This is a genomic window from Variovorax rhizosphaerae (genome assembly GCF_037889975.1).
Classification (GTDB): Bacteria; Pseudomonadota; Gammaproteobacteria; order Burkholderiales; family Burkholderiaceae_C; genus Variovorax; species Variovorax rhizosphaerae.
The window spans coordinates 15202-33159 of the sequence record NZ_JBBKZT010000031.1 but is presented as its reverse complement, the minus strand read 5'-3'; the positions used below and the strand labels follow the sequence as shown (position 1 = coordinate 33159).

Here is a 17958-nt window from a genome sequence, read left to right as displayed (position 1 = left end):
AACGAACGGGCTATTTTTCCTTCGACACCCGCCACACTGCATTGCCCACGTCATCCGCCACCAGCAGCGCCCCGGACTTGTCGAGCGCAACGCCGGCCGGACGGCCCCGGGCCTTTTCATCCGCATCGAGGAAGCCGGTCAGGAAGTCCTTCGGCGGACCACTCGGCTTGCCCCCGATGAAGGGCACGAACACCACCTTGTAGCCCGACTTCGGCTCGCGGTTCCAGGATCCGTGCTCGCCGATGAAGGCGCCATTGGCAAATTCGGGCGGCATCCGCGCATCGGAAAACACCAGGCCCAGCGGCGCGACGTGGGTGCCGAGCGCATAGTCCGGCGCGATCGCCTTGGCCACCAGGTCGGGCCGCTGCGGTTGAACGCGCGCGTCGACGATGCCGCCCCAGTAGCTCCACGGCCAGCCGTAGAACGCGCCGTCCTTCACCGAGGTGAGGTAGTCGGGCACCAGGTCGCTGCCGATCTCGTCGCGCTCGTTGACCACGGTCCACAAGGTCTTTGTCTCCGGCTCGAAGCGCATGCCATTCGGGTTGCGCAGGCCGCTGGCGAAGAGCCGCTTGGCACCTGTCCTGGTTTCGACCTCCCAGATGGCGGCGCGGCCCTCTTCGGCGGGCAGGCCGTTCTCGCCGACGTTGCTGTTGGAGCCCACGCTCACGTAGAGCTTGCTGCCGTCCTCGTTGGCCACGACGTTCTTGGTCCAGTGGTGGTTGATGCCGGCGGGCAGGTCGGTGACCTTCACCGGTGCGGCGCTCGCGGTGGTCTGGCCGCCCGTGTACGGCACCTTCACCAACGCATCGGCATTGGCGATGAACAGTTCGTTGCCCACCAGGGCCATGCCGTAGGGCGACATCAGGCCCTTCAGGAAAATCGTGCGCACTTCCGCCACGCCGTCGCCGTCCGCGTCGCGCAACAGGGTGATGCGGTTCGGGCTCGGCACCCCGGCGCCGGCGCGCTTCATGATGATCGATTGCACCTTGCCCTTGATGCGGACCGCGAGACCGTCGCCGCCATCGTGCGCCCCTTCGGGCTTGGGCGGCGTGTTGCTCTCGGCCACGAGCACATCGCCGTTGGGCAGCGTGTAGAGCCAGCGCGGGTGGTCAAGGTTGCGCGCCAGCGCCGCCACCTTGAAGCCGGGCTGCGCCGCGACCGGCCCCTGCGTATCGGTCCAGCCGATGGCGTTGGCGATGTTGACGGTGGGGAACATCGTCTTGTTCGGCGGCGGCAACTCGGGCCGGGTGCCCACGCCCGCCTCGAAGGGCAGCCGCGCGGTTTCGCCGCAGCCGACCAGCAGCGACGCGGCGAGGAATGCGGCCAAGGGCAAGGTGGGTCGAGGTCGGGTCATGCGTTTCTCCGGGAATGTCGTGTCGAGCGAATGCTCTACTGTGGCGCGGACCCGCCAATGACGCCTGTCGGCAGCGGGCGCATTCTGGCGTGGTCGCATGCGGAACGCCACGCCGCTACCATCGAGCCATGACCGACGACCTGTTCCGCACCGACGCCTACCTGCGCGAGTGCCAAGCGCACGTCCTGCGCATCGATGAATCCGGCATCGTGCTGGACCGCACCGTGTTCTATCCGCTGGGCGGCGGGCAGGCCGGCGACAGCGGCGTGCTGGCCCTGGCCGACGGTCGCATCCTGGCCATCGCCGACACGCGCAAGGCCAAGGACGCCGAGGGCAAGCCGACCGACGAGATCGTCCATGTGCCCGCGCCCGACCAGTCGGACCTGCTCGCCGCGCTGAAGCCCGGCGACACGGTCAGCGCAAGCCTTGACTGGGCACGCCGCCACAAGCTCATGCGCTTCCACACCTCCACGCACCTGCTGTGCCACTTGATTCCGTGGCCGGTCAACGGCTGCTCGATCACCCCGGAGTACGCGCGGCTCGATTTCCACATGACCGACCCACTCGACAAGGAAGCGCTGAGCGCCGGCCTCGCGCGGCTGGTCGGCGCGTCGCATCCGCTGGTGGTCGGCGCGATCACCGACGAGGAACTCGACGCCAACCCGGCCCTGGTCAAGAGCATGAGCGTGCAGCCGCCGCGTGGCACCGGCACCGTGCGCACGATCCGCATCGGCGGGGAGGAGCAGATCGACTTCCAGCCCTGCGGAGGAACGCATGTGGCGAACACCGCCGAGATCGGCGGCGTGGTCGTTACGAAGATCGAGAAGAAGAGCGCCACCAGCCGTCGTGTTGTGCTGGGTTGGGCCTGATGCCCTGCTTCAACAATTGCTGCGCATGGGATCGCGATTCCTGCACCATGGCGGCGCCGCGGATCCCGGCGGCACCTGCTCGCAGGAACTTGCTCGCAGCGCCCCGGCTCCCATGGAGCGCATGACCATTCTCCGCCCCTCTCTTGCTGCGCTCCTCGCGGCATGTATCGCAGCCGCCGCGCCGGCTGCAGCCCAGTTGGCGCCCAAAGTCGGCCCGGTGGTCACGACGCCCCACGTACGCGCCGAACTGGTCGCGCAGGCCCCCGAGGGCGTCGCACCCGGCGCGCCTGTGCGCCTCGGCCTGCTGATCACGCACCAGCCCGAATGGCACACCTACTGGAAGAACGCCGGCGATTCCGGCCTGCCGACGGAGCTGGCCTTCAAGCTGCCGGCCGGCTTGAGCGCCGGCGACATCGCCTGGCCGGTGCCCAGGAAGATTCCTGTCGGCACGCTGGCCAACTACGGCTATGAAGGCACCGTCCTGCTGCCGGTGCCGGTGACCGTCGCGCCGGACTTCAAGCCTCCAACCTCCCTGACGGGCGCGGCGGGCGCCGACATCCGGCTCAAGGCCTCCTGGCTGGTGTGCCGCAAGGAATGCATTCCCGAAGAGGGCGAGTTCGCGCTGTCGCTGCCGGTTCAGGGTTCGACCGCGCTGCACAAGGCCGATTTCGACGCCGCGCAGGCGGCCGAGCCCGTGGCGCTCGCCAAGCCTGGCGCGGTCGAGATCAGCAGCAACACGCTGCAGGTCAGGATCGACGGCCTTCCAACTGCGGCGCGCGGCAAGACGCTGGAATTCTTCCCCGAGACCACCGACGTCATCCACACCGCCGCCGTTTCCGGCAAGGACTGGACGCAAGCCTGGCAAGGCGACACCTGGACCGCGACCGTCCCGCTGGCCGACCAGCGCGGCGCCAGCCCCGCCGACATGCCGATCGTCGTGGCGCTCGCCGCCGCAGACAGGCAAGCGGGCCAACCGGTCGCCTGGCGCGCCGAAGCCCCCGTCTCGGGCACGTGGCCGACCCAAGCGACTCGCGCGCAAGTGTCGCCAGCCCTGCAGGCTGCGCTGAATGCCAACACCGCCAATGCACCTTCGTCATCGTCGGTCGCACCCGTCGCGCAGGCTTCGGCCAGCTTCTGGATGGCACTGGTCGGCGCGCTGCTCGGCGGCCTGCTGTTGAACCTCATGCCCTGCGTGTTCCCGGTGCTCGCCATCAAGGTGCTGGGCTTCGCCCGCCACGCCGGCGACCGCCGCGGGCACCGCACGGCGGGCCTGGCCTATACGGCCGGCGTCATGGTGTCGATGCTGGCGCTCGGCGCCGCAATGCTGGCATTGCGCGCGGCCGGCTCCCAACTGGGCTGGGGCTTCCAGCTCCAGTCGCCCGCCGTCGTGGCGGCGCTGGCCGCGCTGTTCACCGTGATCGGGCTCAACCTCGCAGGCGTGTTCGAGTTCGGCAGCATGGCGCCGTCGCGCGTCCGGTCCGCCGAAGCCAGGCATCCGGTGGTCAATGACTTTCTCTCCGGCGTGCTCGCCGTGGTCATCGCATCGCCCTGCAGCGCGCCCTTCATGGGCGCATCGCTTGGCCTGGCCATCGCCTTGCCGGCCGCGCAGGCGCTGCTCCTGTTCGCGGCGCTGGGGCTGGGCCTTGCCTTGCCCTACCTGATGGCCGCCTTCGTGCCAGCGGTCGCGATGCTGCTGCCCAAGCCCGGCCGCTGGATGCAGACGCTGCGCCGGCTGCTCGCCTTTCCGATGTTCGCGACCGTCGCCTGGCTGGTCTGGGTGCTCGGCCAGCAGAGCGGCATCGACGGCGCCGGCGCCCTGCTCGCGCTGCTGGTGTGCCTGGCCTCGGTGGTATGGGCCTTGACCTTGCGGGGCCGTTCGCGCGCCATCGTCGCCACGCTGCTGATCGTGGTCAGCGCCTTGCTGACAGGTGCGATCGGTCACAACGTGCTGCGCGTCGTGGAACCGGCTGCGCTGGCTGCTTCTGCGCCTTCAGGGGAAGCCGCGCGCTGGCAGAAGTGGTCGAGCGAGCGTGTCAGCGAATTGAATGGCGGCGGGCGCCCGGTCTTCATCGATTTCACCGCCGCCTGGTGCGTCACCTGCCAGTACAACAAGCGCACGCTCGCCGATACCGCTTTGCTCGCAGATTTCGACGCCCGCAACGTGGCGCTGCTGCGCGCCGACTGGACCCGCCGCGACCCCGCCATCACCGCCGCACTCGCCGCCCTGGGCCGCAACGGCGTGCCGGTGTACGTGCTGCAGGCCCCCGGCAAGCCGCCGGTGGTGCTGACGGAAATCCTCGGCAAGGACGAGGTGCGCGCGGCGCTGGCGGCCCTGTAGGCGACCGGATGGCGCGTCAAGTCGCGGCGCCATCACCCCGATGCGGTACGGGTTGTCACATCCACGTGAGAAAAACGTCCTAAGCTGTGGCCGTTGTTCAATTTTCAATCAGGGGACCTGCAGACGATGTCATCCCTTCAAGACTCCATTTCCTCGCGCTCCGCCAGCGCGGCCCGGCGGGCGCGAGCGGCCCTCGACCGTGCATCCCGCCGCGCCATCATGGCGGCCGCCGTCGCCCTCGGCGCCACGATGCTGATGGGTACGGGGGCCCACGCGGCACCCTCCGTTGGCCAGCCGGCACCGGAATTCGTCGCCGTCGATACCGCCGGCAAGCAGCATCGGCTTTCGGATTTCGCGGGCAAGTTCGTGGTGCTGGAATGGACCAACCCAGGCTGCCCCTTCGTCCGCAAGCACTACGGCAGCGGCAACATGCCGGCCACGCAGAAGGCGGCGACGGCCAAGGGCGCGGTCTGGCTCTCCGTGAATTCGACCGAGCGCGCGTCCGGCGACTACCTGAAACCCACCGCGCTCGACAGCTGGATGAAGGACCACGGCGCCGCGCCCACCGCCGTGCTGATGGACGAGGACGGCGTGATCGGCCAGGCCTACGGCGCGCGCACCACGCCGCACCTGTTCATCATCGACCCCAAGGGCGTGCTCGTGTACGCGGGCGGGATCGACAGCATTGCCTCGTCGCGACCGGACGATATCGCGCGTGCCACCAACTACGTGAACCAGGCGCTGGGCGAGGCCTTCGGCGGAAAACCGATCTCGGCCGCGGCGACGCGTGCCTACGGCTGCTCGGTGAAGTACAAGGCCTGAAATAGACCCACCCCCGAGCGCGCCTGCCGCGCCGGGGCGGCCGACAGCGGCGGCTGCTCTTGCAGGTCGTCCAAGCCTGCGCAGGCAGGCTTGGAGCCGAGGCCCTCAGCCCCCAAGCGGGCGCACCCAGCGGCCCGGCAAAGGTTCGATGGTTTCTGTCCAGCACTTGGGCTGAACCGATGATCATCAAAGGGTTTCTCAGAGCGCCGGTGCCGCGGGTGCCCCCGAACAAACATTGCCCTGTGCGTCATCGATCTCGACCGCGCCCCCGGCGGCGACAATGGGCGCATGCCCTTCGCCCCCCTGCATAACGACACCTTCCTGCGCGCCTGCTGGCGCCAGGCGACTGACCACACCCCCGTCTGGCTCATGCGCCAAGCCGGACGCTACCTGCCGGAATACCTGGCCACGCGCGCCAAGGCGGGCAGCTTCATGGGGTTGGCCACCAACGTGGACTACGCCACCGAGGTCACGCTGCAACCGCTGGAGCGCTTTCCGCTCGATGCGGCCATCCTTTTTTCCGACATCCTGACAGTGCCCGATGCCATGGGCCTCGGCCTGTCGTTCGAAGCCGGCGAGGGCCCGCGCTTTGCACGGCCGGTGCGCGACGAGGCGGCAATTTCGGCGCTGCAGCCGCCGGACCTGGACAAGCTCCGCTACGTGTTCGACGCGGTCACTTCAATCCGCCGCGCGCTCGATGGGCGCGTGCCACTCATCGGCTTTTCCGGCAGCCCGTGGACGTTGGCCTGCTACATGGTCGAAGGCGCGGGTTCCAGCGACTATCGACTGGTCAAGACGCTGATGTACAGCCGCCCCGACCTGATGCACAAGTTGCTCGCGCTGAATGCCGATGCAGTCGCCGCCTACCTCAACGCCCAGATCGATGCCGGCGCACAGGCGGTGATGGTCTTCGACAGCTGGGGCGGCGTGCTCGCCGACGGCGCCTTCCAGGAATTCAGCCTGGCCTACACGGCACGGGTGCTCGCGGGCCTGAAGCGCAACGGCGTGGATGGCCAGCCCGTGCCCCGCATCGTCTTCACCAAAGGCGGCGGCCTGTGGCTCGACGCCATGCGCGGGCTCGACTGCGAAGTGCTGGGCCTGGACTGGACCGTGAACCTGGCCCGCGCACGCGCGCTCGTCGGCGAAGGCGGCGTCGGCGCCAAGGCTCTGCAGGGCAATATCGATCCGAATGTGCTGTTCGCGCCGCCGGCCCGGATCGAGGAAGCGGTCGCCAAGGTCCTGCAGGATTTCGGTGCGCCGCATACCGATCGCACCACCACCGGGCCGACGCACATCTTCAACCTCGGCCACGGCATCAGCCAGTTCACGCCCCCCGAGAATGTCGCAGCGCTGGTGGCCGCGGTTCAGGGGCAATCGCGCGTGGCAAGAGGGGTGCGAAGCCCTGGATTGTGACCCAATGTAATTGGGTCGTGTGGAACATTTGCGTTTGTCAAGACACTTTCGACGCGGGTGACAGACTTATGCACAAAAGATGTTTAGCGAGGGAAGCAATCGTCACGCGGATGTGGCAACTTATCACTGGACAGATAGCGCACGTAAGTTATTGATTTATATGGAAATTGCGTTTTGCTTTTTTTCCGGGCATTCCAGTGAAAGCCTTGATCCACGTGGGTTTGGAGAGTGTTGGGTCGGGATATCAACAAAGTTATCCACAAAATCTTTGGACACTGTCCAAAGCGCAAGCAAATCAACGACTTAACTCGTTTTGCTCCAAGCTGCTTTAAGAGCGCCCCAGACGTGCGCACTGCCATGAAGACAGGGGCGGGAGATTCCGCAACTGGGGTTTCCGCTGCCCTGACCGGGCATATTTGCAAAAATATGCATCCCGGTTGGCGTTTGGACGTGGCTGTCCAGACCCCTGCGCACAGTGCGCTCGGAAGCCTTTTGTCTTACGCAAGCACCGTGCCGATGTCGCCCGGCACGCTGGTGCGGCTTCCCCTGGGGCGCCGCGAAGTGCTGGGCGTGGTCTGGGCCTGCGCCGAGCGAACGACCGACGACGACACGCGCGAACTCAAGGCCGTGGCGGGCGCGCTGGACGCACTGCCGCCGCTGTCCGAGAGTTGGCGCGACCTGGTGTCGTTCGCGGCCCGCTATTACCAGCGGTCGCTCGGCGAAGTCGCGCTGGCAGCACTGCCGCCGCAGTTGCGCGAGCTCTCGAGCCAGCAACTCGCGCGGCGCCTGAAGCGCCGTGCGGCGGCGCCTCAAGGCGAAGCGGCATTGCCACCTCACCCTGTTCCTCCAGAGGGCGCGGGCCTGGCGCAGCTTGGCCCTGGGGGCGCTCAAGCCGACGTGGCTTTGCCAGCTCGACTGGATCCCCCTAGGGGGGCGGGCTTGGCGCAGCCCGGCCCTGGGGGCCATGTCCCCGCTGTCGAAATCGAACCCGATGCCGCTCTTCCGGTCGACCTGAGTGCGGAACAAACCGCCGCCCTGGCCCGCTTCGAGGCTGGAAACGGCCCCTTCCTGCTTTTCGGTAGCACCGGCAGCGGCAAGACCGAGGTCTATCTGCGCGCCGTGGCCGCCCTGCTCGCTCGCGACGACGCGGCGCAGGCGCTGATCATGGTGCCCGAGATCAACCTCACGCCCCAACTCGAGGCAAGAGTCCGCGATCGCTTCGAGGCACGCTTCGGCGCTGGCGCCGTCGTGTCGCTGCACAGCGGCATGACCAACCCGCAGCGCCTTGCGAGCTGGTTGGCAGCGCACGCTGGCCAGGCGCGCATCGTGCTGGGCACGCGCATGGCGGTGTTCGCCTCGATGCCGTCCTTGAAGCTGATCGTGGTCGACGAGGAACACGACCCGAGCTACAAGCAGCAGGAAGGCGCTCGCTATTCGGCGCGCGACCTGGCCGTGTGGCGCGGCCAGCGCGAATGCGCCAAGGTCATCCTGGGTTCGGCCACGCCGTCGCTCGAGAGCTGGCACCACAGCCGCCCCGCCGAGAGCGACGACCCCGGTGGACGCTACGTGCGCCTGTCCATGCCAGGCCGCATCGGAGATGGGGCGCTGCCGACGGTGCGCGGCGTCGACATGAGCCTGCAACCGCGGAAGACCGTGCTGTCGGGCGCGCTGCTCGAAGCCATCGGCCAGCGCATCGCGCGGGGCGAGCAGAGCATCGTGTTCCTGAACCGCCGCGGCTACGCGCCCGTGCTGGCCTGTGCCGATTGCGGCTGGAAGAGCGAATGTCCGTACTGCAGCGCCTACCGCGTGTTCCACAAGATCGACCGCACGCTGCGCTGCCACCACTGCGGTTTCACCGAGCGGGTGCCGCGCGCCTGCCCAGCTTGCGGCAACCCGGACATCGCGCCGGTCGGACGCGGTACCGAGCGGCTCGAGGAACATCTGGCCGAGTTGTTCGAAGCCGTCAAGCGACCTGACGGCAGCGCCGTGCGCATCGCGCGCATCGACGCCGACAGCACGCGCAAGCAAGGCGCACTCGCGCAACGGCTGGCCGAGGTGCACAGCGGCGAAGTGGATGTGCTGGTCGGCACGCAGATGATCGCCAAGGGCCACGACTTCCGCCGCGTGACGCTGGTGGCGGCGGTCAACCCGGACGGTGCGCTGTTCTCCAGCGACTTCCGTGCGCCGGAGCGCCTGTTCAGCCTGTTGATGCAATCGGCGGGACGCGCCGGGCGCGACGCCAGCTACCTTGCCACGCGGGGCAGCACCGCCGAGATGTGGATCCAGACGCATCACGGCGGCCACCCACTGTTCCAGGCGCTCAGGCGGCATGACTACCCGGCTTTCGCCCGACAGCAACTCGACGAGCGGCGCGCCGCCGGCATGCCGCCCTTCGCGTTCCAGGCGCTGGTGCGGGCCGACGCTCGCACGCAGGAGGCTGCGCAGGAATTCCTTCATGCCGCCAACACCGCAGCGGAGGCACTGTCTCACGCAGCGCAAGTGGCGCGCTACCCCGCGGTGCCGCTCGCGATACAACGCGTGGCCAACGTGGAGCGCGCGCAGATGCTGGTCGAAAGCGCCTCGCGCATTGCGCTGCAGCGCTTCCTGGCCGACTGGCAGCCGCTGCTGCACGCCCTGCGCCGGGAGCCGGTCGGCAAGGGCGTGATTCGCTGGCTCATCGACGTCGACCCGCACGCCATTTGAAGCGGTGGATCTTTCGGCTGCGGCCCGCCGGTCCATGGCCTGTGCTGTGGGCGCCGGCATGGCAAGCGCATCGCGCAGTTGTCAGCCTCGACGCAACTTCGTCGTCACCGTACTGGGCTACGGCTTCGCTGTGCGAGACCTCGGCGCTCTCGCTACAAGATCTTCACGCCGTCAAGACGGCGCGATCATTGCTTTTCAACTGCAAGGGTTGACCTTGAATTCCACGCGTCGGTCGAGTGCATCTACTGCGTTGTCAGTGCCACTGCCGACGATATTCTCGCGATAGCCCTTGCCATCGGGCTTGGTGCGCTCGGCCAGGACCGGCGACCTGGCGATCAGTTGGTCGCGGATGTAGCTGCCGCGCTGCACCGAGAGGGTGTCGTTGAACTCCTGCGAGCCGGTGCGGCTGGTATGGCCGACGACGGTCATGCAGACCTTGGCATCGGTGGCCTTGGTCGCGACTTGGGTCAGCCACATGCCGTACTGTCCGCTCACCGCCGGGTCGGGCCAGAACACCGTGCTGCCAGGGGTGAACAGGAACTTCACGCCCAGTTGCTTGCTGTCGAGTCCATAGGAAACGACCTTGCCGAACGCCGCCTCGGCCTCCGGCATGCGATTGAGCTTGACCAGCGACAGGTACACGCCGGTCAGCACGCGCAACTGGTCACCCGTGGGCATCGCGCTGGCAGCCGTGTACTGGGCCAGAGCGTCGGCATAGCGGCCGGTGGCATAGGCCTCGGCGGCGACGTTGATGGCAGGCGCCACCACGACGTGCTCCATGTAGTAGGGGTCCGCTTTTTCTCCCGGCGGCATCGCCGTGGTGCGGACGTAGCCATTGACCACCTTGTCCTTGACCAGCACCGGGTTGTCCTGGTCGGTGGCCAGCGGCGTGCCGTCCAACCCATCGTCACGCGCGACGGTGGTGGCTTGCGCCGCGACCTTGCCAGTGCGCAGTTCCGTCAGCGCCAGCTTGATCTGCACCGGCGTGCCTGGCTTGCCGACCGTGCGGGTGACGGTGCCGGTCAGCAGGTAGGTCGCCTTGGCAAAGTTGAGGCCTTCGAAGGGAACCACTTCCAGGGTGTCCTTCGTTGCGCCCAGCCGCTCGGTCACGCGCTTCTGCAAGAGCTGCGTGGTTTCGGTGCGCGCGCCGATCGCGACGTCGATCATCGGGTCGACCATCACGGTGCGCTTGGGCTCGAGCTTGGAGAGGAAACTCGGCAGCGCCTGCGTCTGGGCCACCAATGCGTCGGTGGCCTGCGCGATGGCCTGGTCGAGGGGCTGCACTGTGTTGGATGTGCTTGCCCTTGGCACGGCGCAGCCGCCCAGGGCCAGCGACAACAGCACGGCTGCGGCGGTGAGCGCGAGTTGTTGTCGTTCGGCGAACTTGGTTCTGGTCTTGGCGTTGGTCATCGATGGCATTCCCTTTTTAAGTAATTGGTTTCCTCGGCGTTCAGGGGGCCGAGCGAGGCGGATTGAATGATTTCGGTACAGCGGGCGCGGCCTCCTGCGCTCCTGGCGGGTGTTGACTGCGCGATGCGCTCCGGTCTGCCCGGCTGGCCGTGCGCTTCTGGAGGGGAAGGTGCCGGCACGGGGGGCGCAACGGCAGCCGCCTTGCCTTGGGCGTCTCCGCCGGCGGGCGCGGGCAGCGCCGCCGCGTGCTTCGCGGCCACGGTGGCGGACGGCGCGAGTTCGTGCGATGGCTTCGGCAAATTCACCGTCGGGGTGGATGCGGTAACTTGTGTGCGACCCGAGCCTGGCGCCGCGATTGCCGGTGCCGGGAGGGCCTGGGCGCGCGCTGCGGCAGGCGGTTCGGAAGCCGACGCTTGGCTGAGGGGCTCTGGCGCAGGCAACGCCGGTGCCGGGGTCGGCTGCGCGGCTGGCACCGCTGGCGTCGATGCGACAGGAGCTTTGGCCGGGGCCGTCGGTGCGGGCGCGCTTTGCTTGGCGGCAGCGGGCTGCAGCTTCGACACCATCGGCGGAGGCGTGGAGGAACCCAGGCGGTAACCGATGGCGGCAAGCACCAGCACGAAGGACATGCCCATCAGCACGTACACCGGCATCCTTGAACGAGCCGGCTTCTGGCGCGCCCAACTCGGCAGCGCCGCGGCTGCGCTGCCGGCGTCCCGTGAAACGATGGCGCCGACGGGTGGGGTAGCGTTCTCCGTCCCGCTTTCTGGTGCCGGCCCCGACGCCAGGTCGAACTCCTGTTCCGGCATCGGGGCTGATGCCGGCACCGGCTTCCGGGCAATCGTCGCCAATGCGGCGGGGGCCATTTCCGCAGGCTCGCGCAGGGGCCTCGCCACGCCTGGTGCGGTCGGCGCCGCCAGGGACACTGGCAAGGCGGCCTGCGCGAACTCGAAAGTTGGCGAGATGTCCAGGGTCGCCGGTACCAATCCTGGCGCTGCCGGCGTCCCCAACTGTTCTGGCGACCGGCTCGCTGCCACGTCGAGCGTCGGCTCGATCCGCCCATTGGCGGGCAGCGCGCTTTGGAACTTGGCCTCGCCCGGCGCGTCCACCGGCTCGCTTCCGCTTCCGCTTCCGCTTCCGCTTCCGCTTCCGCTTCCGCTTCCGCTTCCGCTTCCGCTTCCGTTTCCGTGCCCGGTCGCATCGCAATCCAGCCTGGCAAGGAACGCAGCCACGTTTTGCGGTCGGTCCGCGGGCCGAATGGCGAGCGCGCTGTCGATGGCAGCAAGCAGGGTCGGACTGAACCGCCCCCTGGCCACCTTGGAGAGGGGCTCCAGGCGGTCGTCCTTGATCCGGTCGACCGAGGGCTGGGGTGGCTTGCCGGTCACGGCGGCATAGACGACCGCGGCCAATGCGTACAGGTCAGTCCACGGACCCTGCTTCAGCAGCGGTTCCTCCGCGTACTGCTCGATGGGCGAGAAGCCCGGCTTGACGACTGCGCCCAGGCCATTGGTGAGGTTGCCGATCACGCGCCGCGCGGCGCCGAAATCGAGCAACATGGGTCCGCTGTCGGTCAACAGGATGTTGTCAGGCGCAACGTCCCGGTGATAACAATTGACCGCGTGCATCGCGGCCAGTCCGTCGAGCAGCGGGCGCAGCAGGCGCCGCAGTTCGTCTTCGTCGGGCGAACGGCCCAGCGCCGCCAGTTCGTCCGCGAGCGTCGGCCCCTGGCAGTAGGGCATGGCCATGTACGCAGTGCCATTGCCTTCCCAGAAACGCACAACCTTGACCAGCGCCGGATGATCGAAGCGCGCCAGCAGCCGGGCTTCGTTGACGAAACTGCGCAGCCCGACACCGAAGGCTTCGCGAGTGCGATGCGATCTGGCCGTGACATAGGGCGACAAGGGCGCCCGGACGGCGAGGCTCTCGGGCAGGTATTCCTTGATGGCGACGTGCCGCTCGAGCAGGTGGTCGAATGCAAGGTAGACGATGCCGAAGCCACCGCGGCCGACCAAGCCGATGACCTCGTATCCGCCAAGCCGCGTGCCCTCGCGCAGCACGGTGTCTCCTGCCAGCGCCTCGGCATCGGAACGGGCGTTGGCATCCGCATCGGCATCAACGAAGCCGCCACCCACCCGGCCGGCGTCGGCATCGCCATCCAGCATGTCGATAGGCACGGTGCGCTGGTGCACCAAGTTCGGCGTCGTCATGACGCCGCCCACCGACGATGCGCGCACACCCTGCTCTTCCGAGCGAACTTCCGTCGCTTGCATGTAGCTCCCTGTTAATCGCAGGGCACTCTAGCAGTGCGCACTAACCAAGGCACTCGCTCTTTGTCACGCTTGGAAGGTGAATCTGCAGGCCCGGACATGCCGTTCGGCCGATGCGTGAACTTTGCCTGTCCTACAGACGCCGGGCATGCAGAAGCACATGATGCGGCCCATGCCTGCTCAATTTCGCCGGATGGTCGTGCTGTTGTGCCTTGCGATGTTGCCGTGGGCCGTCCACGCGCAGGATGCGGCGTCGCTGCAGCGCAAGCACGCCTCGCTGACCGCGCAGCTCGCCAACAACCCGTTCAAGCGGCCGCTGGTGCTGGAGTCGTCGGAAAATTCAAATCGACTCGCAGGCGATATCTACGCCGTGATCGACCAGTCATTCGCCGATGTGAGCCGGTACCTGCAACTGCCGGCGAGCTGGTGCGATGTGCTGATGCTGCATCTGAACACCAAGTACTGCGCCGCCGCGAAGGCAGGCGCAGACACATCGCTTTCGGTGGCGCTCGGCCGGAAGTTCGACCAGCCGTTGGCGGACGCGCAGCGCGTCAAGTTCGTGTGGCAACCGGTGGTGGCCGAGAACGACTACCTCAACGTGGGGCTGGCTGCGGCCGAGGGGCCGCTGTCGACACGGGACTACAAGATCGTTCTGGAATCCGTGCCGCTGGAAGGTGGCAAGAGCTTCATCCATCTGTCGTATTCGTATGCCTACGGCACCGCAGCACGGCTGGCGATGCAGGCCTACCTGAGCACGATCGGCAGCGACAAGGAAGGTTTCACCGTCACCGGGAAGGACGACAAGGGTGCGCCCAAGCATATCGGCGGCGTGCGAGGTGTGGTGGAGCGGAACACGATGCGCTACTACCTCGCAATCGACGCGTTCCTTGACGCGCCCGCATCATCTCAACTCGAACCGCGGCTGGCGGCGTGGTTCGATGCTACCGAGCGGTATGCCCTGCAATTGCACGAAACCGAGCGTGCCGACTACCTGGCCATGAAACGCAACGAATACCAGCGCATGAAGAGCGGCGGCTCCTGACTCCTTGCGCTCGAACTCAGGGAACCGCGACCGGTTCCTTGGTCATGTGCACGTATTGCAGATGGTCGGCGCGGCGGCGGCGCGACCACGGCCATGCCACAAGCAACACGACCGGAACGGCCAGCGCGAGTGCCCAGCCCGCTCGCAATGCGCCTTCATGCCAAAGCAAGCCCGCGCCGGCAGCCCAGGCAAGGCCGAAAAACCAACGAAGAAGCGTAGCCATATGTTCCTCCAAGGAGCGTTCAATCCATTCTGCCAGCCGGCCTGAGAACTTAGGTACACGCCAAATGGACGATGTTGGACTGTTGCAGCAGCAGATGCGCGCGTTGTGTAGGAAATTTTCTGAAACATCGATTGACGCAGGCCTACGGCTCAGCAAGCTGTCAGTATGCACGAACGAGATCGGTTGAATAATTGGCGGAAATGCACTTGAAATTCCCGAAGAAACTTGCTCTGGCGTTCGCTTTCTCAATCACGGGCACTGTCCCGCTGGCGGCGGAAATCGAACTCGAGGGCAGCCGGCTGATCGTGTCCGGGATGCTGGATGGCGCCGCCTTGCCGGAATTCGTCATGCATGTGAACAACAGCCGTGTGCGCACGGTGATGTTCGACAACTCGACGGGCGGCAGCGCAGAAGTGGCGGAGGCCTACGCGCAGGTGATTCGCAGCAAGGGTTTGTCGACCGAGGCACGCGGTCAGTGCCAGGCGGCCTGCGCCTATGCCTTTCTCGCCGGCAAGGAACATCGATTCGGGCGCGGCGGACAGGTCAATGCCCTGTTGATCCCGCTGCCGCGCAGGCCGACGCCCGCGGAGCTGGCAACGGGCGGGTGGCGCAGCGACGAAGCACGGCACGCAGTGGCACCCGCACCCATGCCGGCAACCGCAGCCGAGACGGTCAACGTCGCAGCGGCCGCGCCCGCGAGCGCCAGTACCGGCGCCCCGACCCCGGCCTCGGACGCCGGCCCCGCACCGGCACCCGCAAAGGAAGCGTGGCTGCCAGGCAAGGGCATGCTGTTCACTTCGACGCCGACCTTTTTCGGACGGGTCTACAACACTTACTACTGCGACGGCAACCAGGGCGCCGACCTCTCGCGCTGCGAACGGGTTTCGGATGCCGACCCGTACAAGCTTGGCGTGCTGACGCAATAGGCGGCTTGGCGCCGCGTTCGCTTCGAAGTGGCTTCGCCATCTCGCCCCCGCGAGGGAGCGGGGCGGGCTCGCCCGCCCTGAGGCTCAGCGCTGCGCGGCCGTCGCCGGGTGCAGCCAGCCCACCGCCAGGGGATAGGTGAAGAACGCGGCCACCGTCGTCCACAGGATGATGCGTGCGATGCGGCCGTTGTCGGCGCCGAAACGCTCGGCCAGCATCGATACGTTGCTGGCGCTCGGCAACGCGGCCAGCAGTACCAGCGCCACCATTGCCGAATGACTCAGCGGCAAGCCGGCGGCCATGGCCAGGCGCGCCACGCCGAACATCAGCAACGGGTGCACGAACAGCTTGGCAAGCACCACCGGCAACACCTCGTGCACCGCGTCGGCACGCCGTCGGCCCCGGGCCAGCAGCGCCGAACGCGCCAGCACCGTGCCGATGGTGAACAGCGCCACGGGTGAAGCGGCATCGGCCAGCATCGCCACCGTGCGGTCGAGCGGGCCCGGCAGCCGCCACGACATCGCCGATGCCAGGCCGCCGAGCAGGATCGACCAGGGCATCGGATTCAGCAGGATGCCGCGCAGCGCGTGGCGCAGGGCCCGCGCGACGCCGGGACGCCCCGCGGCGGGACTGCGCCCTTGCGGAGCCGCGAGGACGCGTGAGCGCCGGGTGTGGAGGTCTTCGTCGACGCGCGGGCGCGTCTGCGGGCTCTCGTTTGCCGCACGGTCGTTGCCAGCGTCCAGCCGCGACAGCGCAATGCAAAGCGAGGAGGTGACCACCATGTCGAATATCAGCGTGATGATCACCGGCCCCGCCGACGACGCGCCCAGGATCGCGCCCAGCAGCGGCATGCCCATGAAGCCGGTGTTCGGGAAGGCCGCGACCAGCGCGCCGAAGGAGGCATCGTTCCAGCCGATGCGGCGCCGGCTCGCCAGCACCACGGCGCAGACGGTCAGCAGGCTGCAGAAGCCCCAGACCAGCGCCACGCTCGCGTCGAGCAGTTGCCCGATCGGCGTGCCCGCGCCGAAGCGGTACAGCATGCACGGCAGCGCGAAGTACAGGACGAAGATGTTCAGCCCCGGGATCGCCTGCAACGGCAGCACCCCGCGCCGCCCGGCCGCATAGCCGGCCGCGATCAGCGCGAAAAAGGGGAAGGTGACGAGGAAGACGTCGATCACGGCGGCGATTGTCGCTGGCGAGGTGCGCGGCCAGACGACTTTGCAATCAAGCGCAGAAAAAGGCGGAGCGCGGCAGACAGTGCTATGGAACAGCTATCCAACGCAGTCATGCGCTTGATTGCGACGTCGTATCAGAGTTGCAGGGAGAGCAGGGAGGCCAGGTGCTCCATCGCCTTCTCGTGCAGCGGCCGGTCGCGCCAGGCTTCGAGGGTGATGCGCTTCGACTGCTTCAGGTCGGCCTCGAACTGCATGGTCTGCGCGGCGGCGAAATCGGCGTCGTAGATGTTGAGATTGGCCTCGTCGTTCAACCGGAACGAGCGGTTGTCGAAGTTGGTGGAGCCGACCGACACCAGCAGCCCGTCGACCGTGAACACCTTGCAATGGAACATGGTCGGCTGGTATTCGCTGATCTGCGCGCCGGCCTCCAGCAACGGGCCCCAGCCTGCACGCGAGGCGCCGCGCACGGTCTGCGAATCCATGATCGGGCCGGGCGTGATGATGCGCAACCGCACGCCGCGCTTCATCGCCTCGACCAGCGCGGCAGTGGTGAGATCGTCGGGCACGAAGTAGGCGCTCGACAGGTCGATGGTCTTCGTCGCCGCGGCGATCGACAGCAGGTACATGAGGTGCATGCTCTCGCTGCCGCCCGAGGGCGAACTGCTGAACACCTGCGCCCGGCCCCCACCCACGGCGGTCAACGCCGGGAAGTAGCGCTCGCCATGCAGCACCTCGCCCGAGGCCTTGATCCAGTTGTCCATGAACACGGCCTGCATCTGGGCCACCACCGGGCCTTCCGCCTTGTAGTGCGAGTCGCGCCAGTGATCGGCGTCCTGGCCGTTGCCCGTCCATTCGGGCGCGATGCCGACGCCGCCGGTGAAGCCGACGCGGCCGTCCACCACCAGCAGCTTGCGGTGCGTTCGGTTGTTCATGCGCGCCATGTCGTACCAACTGGGCTTGTGGAACTTGCGGATCTGCACGCCGGCGCCTTCCATCTCCTTGAGGAAGTTCTCGTCGATCTTGGCGCTGCCGACCCAGTCGAGCAGCACGTGGATCTTCACGCCAGCCTTGGCACGCTCGGTCAGCGCGTCGGCGAAGGCGCGGCCGATGTCGCCGGACCAGTAGATGTACGTTTCGAAGGTGATGCTCTGCTTCGCGCTGCGGATGGCGGCCAGCATTGACGGGAAGATCCTGTCGCCGTTGTAGAGCGCCTCGAAGCGGTTGCCCTCGAGGATCGGCGGGCCGAGCAGCACGCCGAGGGCGCGCTGGTACTGGGCGTCCTGCAGCGCGTACTCGCGGTGCACCTGTTCCTCGAGCTTCTTCTCCCCGCTCGTGAAGTTGAGCACCAGCAGCGTGGCCGCCAGCGTCAGCAGGAAGGTCCAGGCGATTGTTTTTAATTGTTGTCTCACAGCGCCAAAACC

At 67.4% G+C, this 17958-nt stretch carries 13 protein-coding genes; 7 read left to right on the top strand and 6 right to left on the bottom strand.

Translation table 11 applies throughout. From position 1 onward, the window contains the following. Positions 1-10: 10 nt before the first annotated feature. Entirely contained in the window at positions 11-1354 is a 1344-nt protein-coding gene (locus WKW82_RS36085) for a PQQ-dependent sugar dehydrogenase (protein ID WP_340347968.1), read from the bottom strand. Between the two features lie 128 nt (positions 1355-1482). Here WKW82_RS36085 and WKW82_RS36080 point away from each other — a divergent pair, with 128 nt between their 5' ends. The 5 genes from WKW82_RS36080 to WKW82_RS36060 all read left to right on the top strand — a co-directional run bounded on the left by WKW82_RS36080 (position 1483) and on the right by WKW82_RS36060 (position 9499). Continuing rightward, positions 1483-2223, top strand: a complete 741-nt coding sequence (locus WKW82_RS36080) for an alanyl-tRNA editing protein (protein ID WP_340347967.1) — start codon at positions 1483-1485, stop codon at positions 2221-2223. Positions 2224-2344: 121 nt separating this feature from the next. After that, a complete protein-coding gene (locus tag WKW82_RS36075) occupies positions 2345-4561 on the top strand; it encodes a protein-disulfide reductase DsbD family protein (RefSeq protein ID WP_340347966.1) in 2217 nt (738 codons plus the stop codon). Between the two features lie 126 nt (positions 4562-4687). After that, positions 4688-5383, top strand: a complete 696-nt coding sequence (locus tag WKW82_RS36070) for a redoxin domain-containing protein (RefSeq protein ID WP_340347965.1) — start codon at positions 4688-4690, stop codon at positions 5381-5383. A gap of 288 nt (positions 5384-5671) precedes the next feature. Continuing rightward, positions 5672-6796: a uroporphyrinogen decarboxylase gene (hemE, locus tag WKW82_RS36065; RefSeq protein WP_340347963.1), complete on the top strand. Its 1125-nt coding sequence runs from the start codon at positions 5672-5674 to the stop codon at positions 6794-6796. 426 nt (positions 6797-7222) lie between these two features. Next, complete coding sequence (locus tag WKW82_RS36060) at positions 7223-9499, top strand: primosomal protein N' (RefSeq protein WP_340347962.1); 2277 nt, start codon at positions 7223-7225, stop codon at positions 9497-9499. Between the two features lie 195 nt (positions 9500-9694). On the opposite strand, the gene WKW82_RS36055 is transcribed toward WKW82_RS36060, so the two are convergent. Further along, positions 9695-10909 carry an OmpA family protein gene (locus WKW82_RS36055; protein WP_340347960.1) on the bottom strand — a complete coding sequence of 405 codons (1215 nt, stop codon included), beginning with the start codon at positions 10907-10909 and terminating at the stop codon, positions 9695-9697. Further along, positions 10906-13176, bottom strand: a complete 2271-nt coding sequence (locus WKW82_RS36050; protein WP_340347959.1) for a serine/threonine protein kinase — start codon at positions 13174-13176, stop codon at positions 10906-10908. The genes WKW82_RS36055 and WKW82_RS36050 overlap by 4 nt, the downstream gene beginning before the upstream one ends. Positions 13177-13345: 169 nt before the next feature. Here WKW82_RS36050 and WKW82_RS36045 point away from each other — a divergent pair, with 169 nt between their 5' ends. Further along, positions 13346-14215: a hypothetical protein gene (locus WKW82_RS36045; protein ID WP_340347958.1), complete on the top strand. Its 870-nt coding sequence runs from the start codon at positions 13346-13348 to the stop codon at positions 14213-14215. Positions 14216-14231: 16 nt separating this feature from the next. Here WKW82_RS36045 and WKW82_RS36040 read toward each other — a convergent pair whose 3' ends face one another. Beyond that, on the bottom strand, positions 14232-14438 hold the full coding sequence (locus WKW82_RS36040; protein ID WP_340347956.1) for a hypothetical protein: 207 nt from the start codon (positions 14436-14438) through the stop codon (positions 14232-14234). A gap of 206 nt (positions 14439-14644) precedes the next feature. On the opposite strand from WKW82_RS36040, the gene WKW82_RS36035 reads away from it, so the two are divergent. Beyond that, the gene (locus tag WKW82_RS36035; protein WP_340347955.1) at positions 14645-15364 is read left to right on the top strand and encodes a hypothetical protein; all 720 of its coding nucleotides are present in this window, start codon (positions 14645-14647) and stop codon (positions 15362-15364) included. A gap of 84 nt (positions 15365-15448) precedes the next feature. Here the strand turns inward: WKW82_RS36035 and WKW82_RS36030 are convergent, their stop codons facing one another. Together WKW82_RS36030 and WKW82_RS36025 are read right to left on the bottom strand one after the other, a co-directional pair. Next, positions 15449-16540, bottom strand: a complete 1092-nt coding sequence (locus tag WKW82_RS36030) for an AEC family transporter (RefSeq protein ID WP_340347953.1) — start codon at positions 16538-16540, stop codon at positions 15449-15451. A 131-nt stretch (positions 16541-16671) separates the two neighbouring features. Continuing rightward, positions 16672-17946, bottom strand: a complete 1275-nt coding sequence (locus WKW82_RS36025) for a phospholipase D-like domain-containing protein (protein WP_340347952.1) — start codon at positions 17944-17946, stop codon at positions 16672-16674. Positions 17947-17958: the final 12 nt, after the last annotated feature.

Bases quoted from the DNA above. Each gene is read 5' to 3' on its own strand.
- WKW82_RS36085 (WP_340347968.1), bottom strand. From the start codon at position 1,354: ATGACCCGACCTCGACCCACCTTGCCCTTGGCCGCATTCCTCGCCGCG.
- WKW82_RS36080 (WP_340347967.1), top strand. From the start codon at position 1,483: ATGACCGACGACCTGTTCCGCACCGACGCCTACCTGCGCGAGTGCCAA.
- WKW82_RS36075 (WP_340347966.1), top strand. From the start codon at position 2,345: ATGACCATTCTCCGCCCCTCTCTTGCTGCGCTCCTCGCGGCATGTATC.
- WKW82_RS36070 (WP_340347965.1), top strand. From the start codon at position 4,688: ATGTCATCCCTTCAAGACTCCATTTCCTCGCGCTCCGCCAGCGCGGCC.
- hemE (WP_340347963.1), top strand. From the start codon at position 5,672: ATGCCCTTCGCCCCCCTGCATAACGACACCTTCCTGCGCGCCTGCTGG.
- WKW82_RS36060 (WP_340347962.1), top strand. From the start codon at position 7,223: ATGCATCCCGGTTGGCGTTTGGACGTGGCTGTCCAGACCCCTGCGCAC.
- WKW82_RS36055 (WP_340347960.1), bottom strand. From the start codon at position 10,909: ATGACCAACGCCAAGACCAGAACCAAGTTCGCCGAACGACAACAACTC.
- WKW82_RS36050 (WP_340347959.1), bottom strand. From the start codon at position 13,176: ATGCAAGCGACGGAAGTTCGCTCGGAAGAGCAGGGTGTGCGCGCATCG.
- WKW82_RS36045 (WP_340347958.1), top strand. From the start codon at position 13,346: ATGCCTGCTCAATTTCGCCGGATGGTCGTGCTGTTGTGCCTTGCGATG.
- WKW82_RS36040 (WP_340347956.1), bottom strand. From the start codon at position 14,438: ATGGCTACGCTTCTTCGTTGGTTTTTCGGCCTTGCCTGGGCTGCCGGC.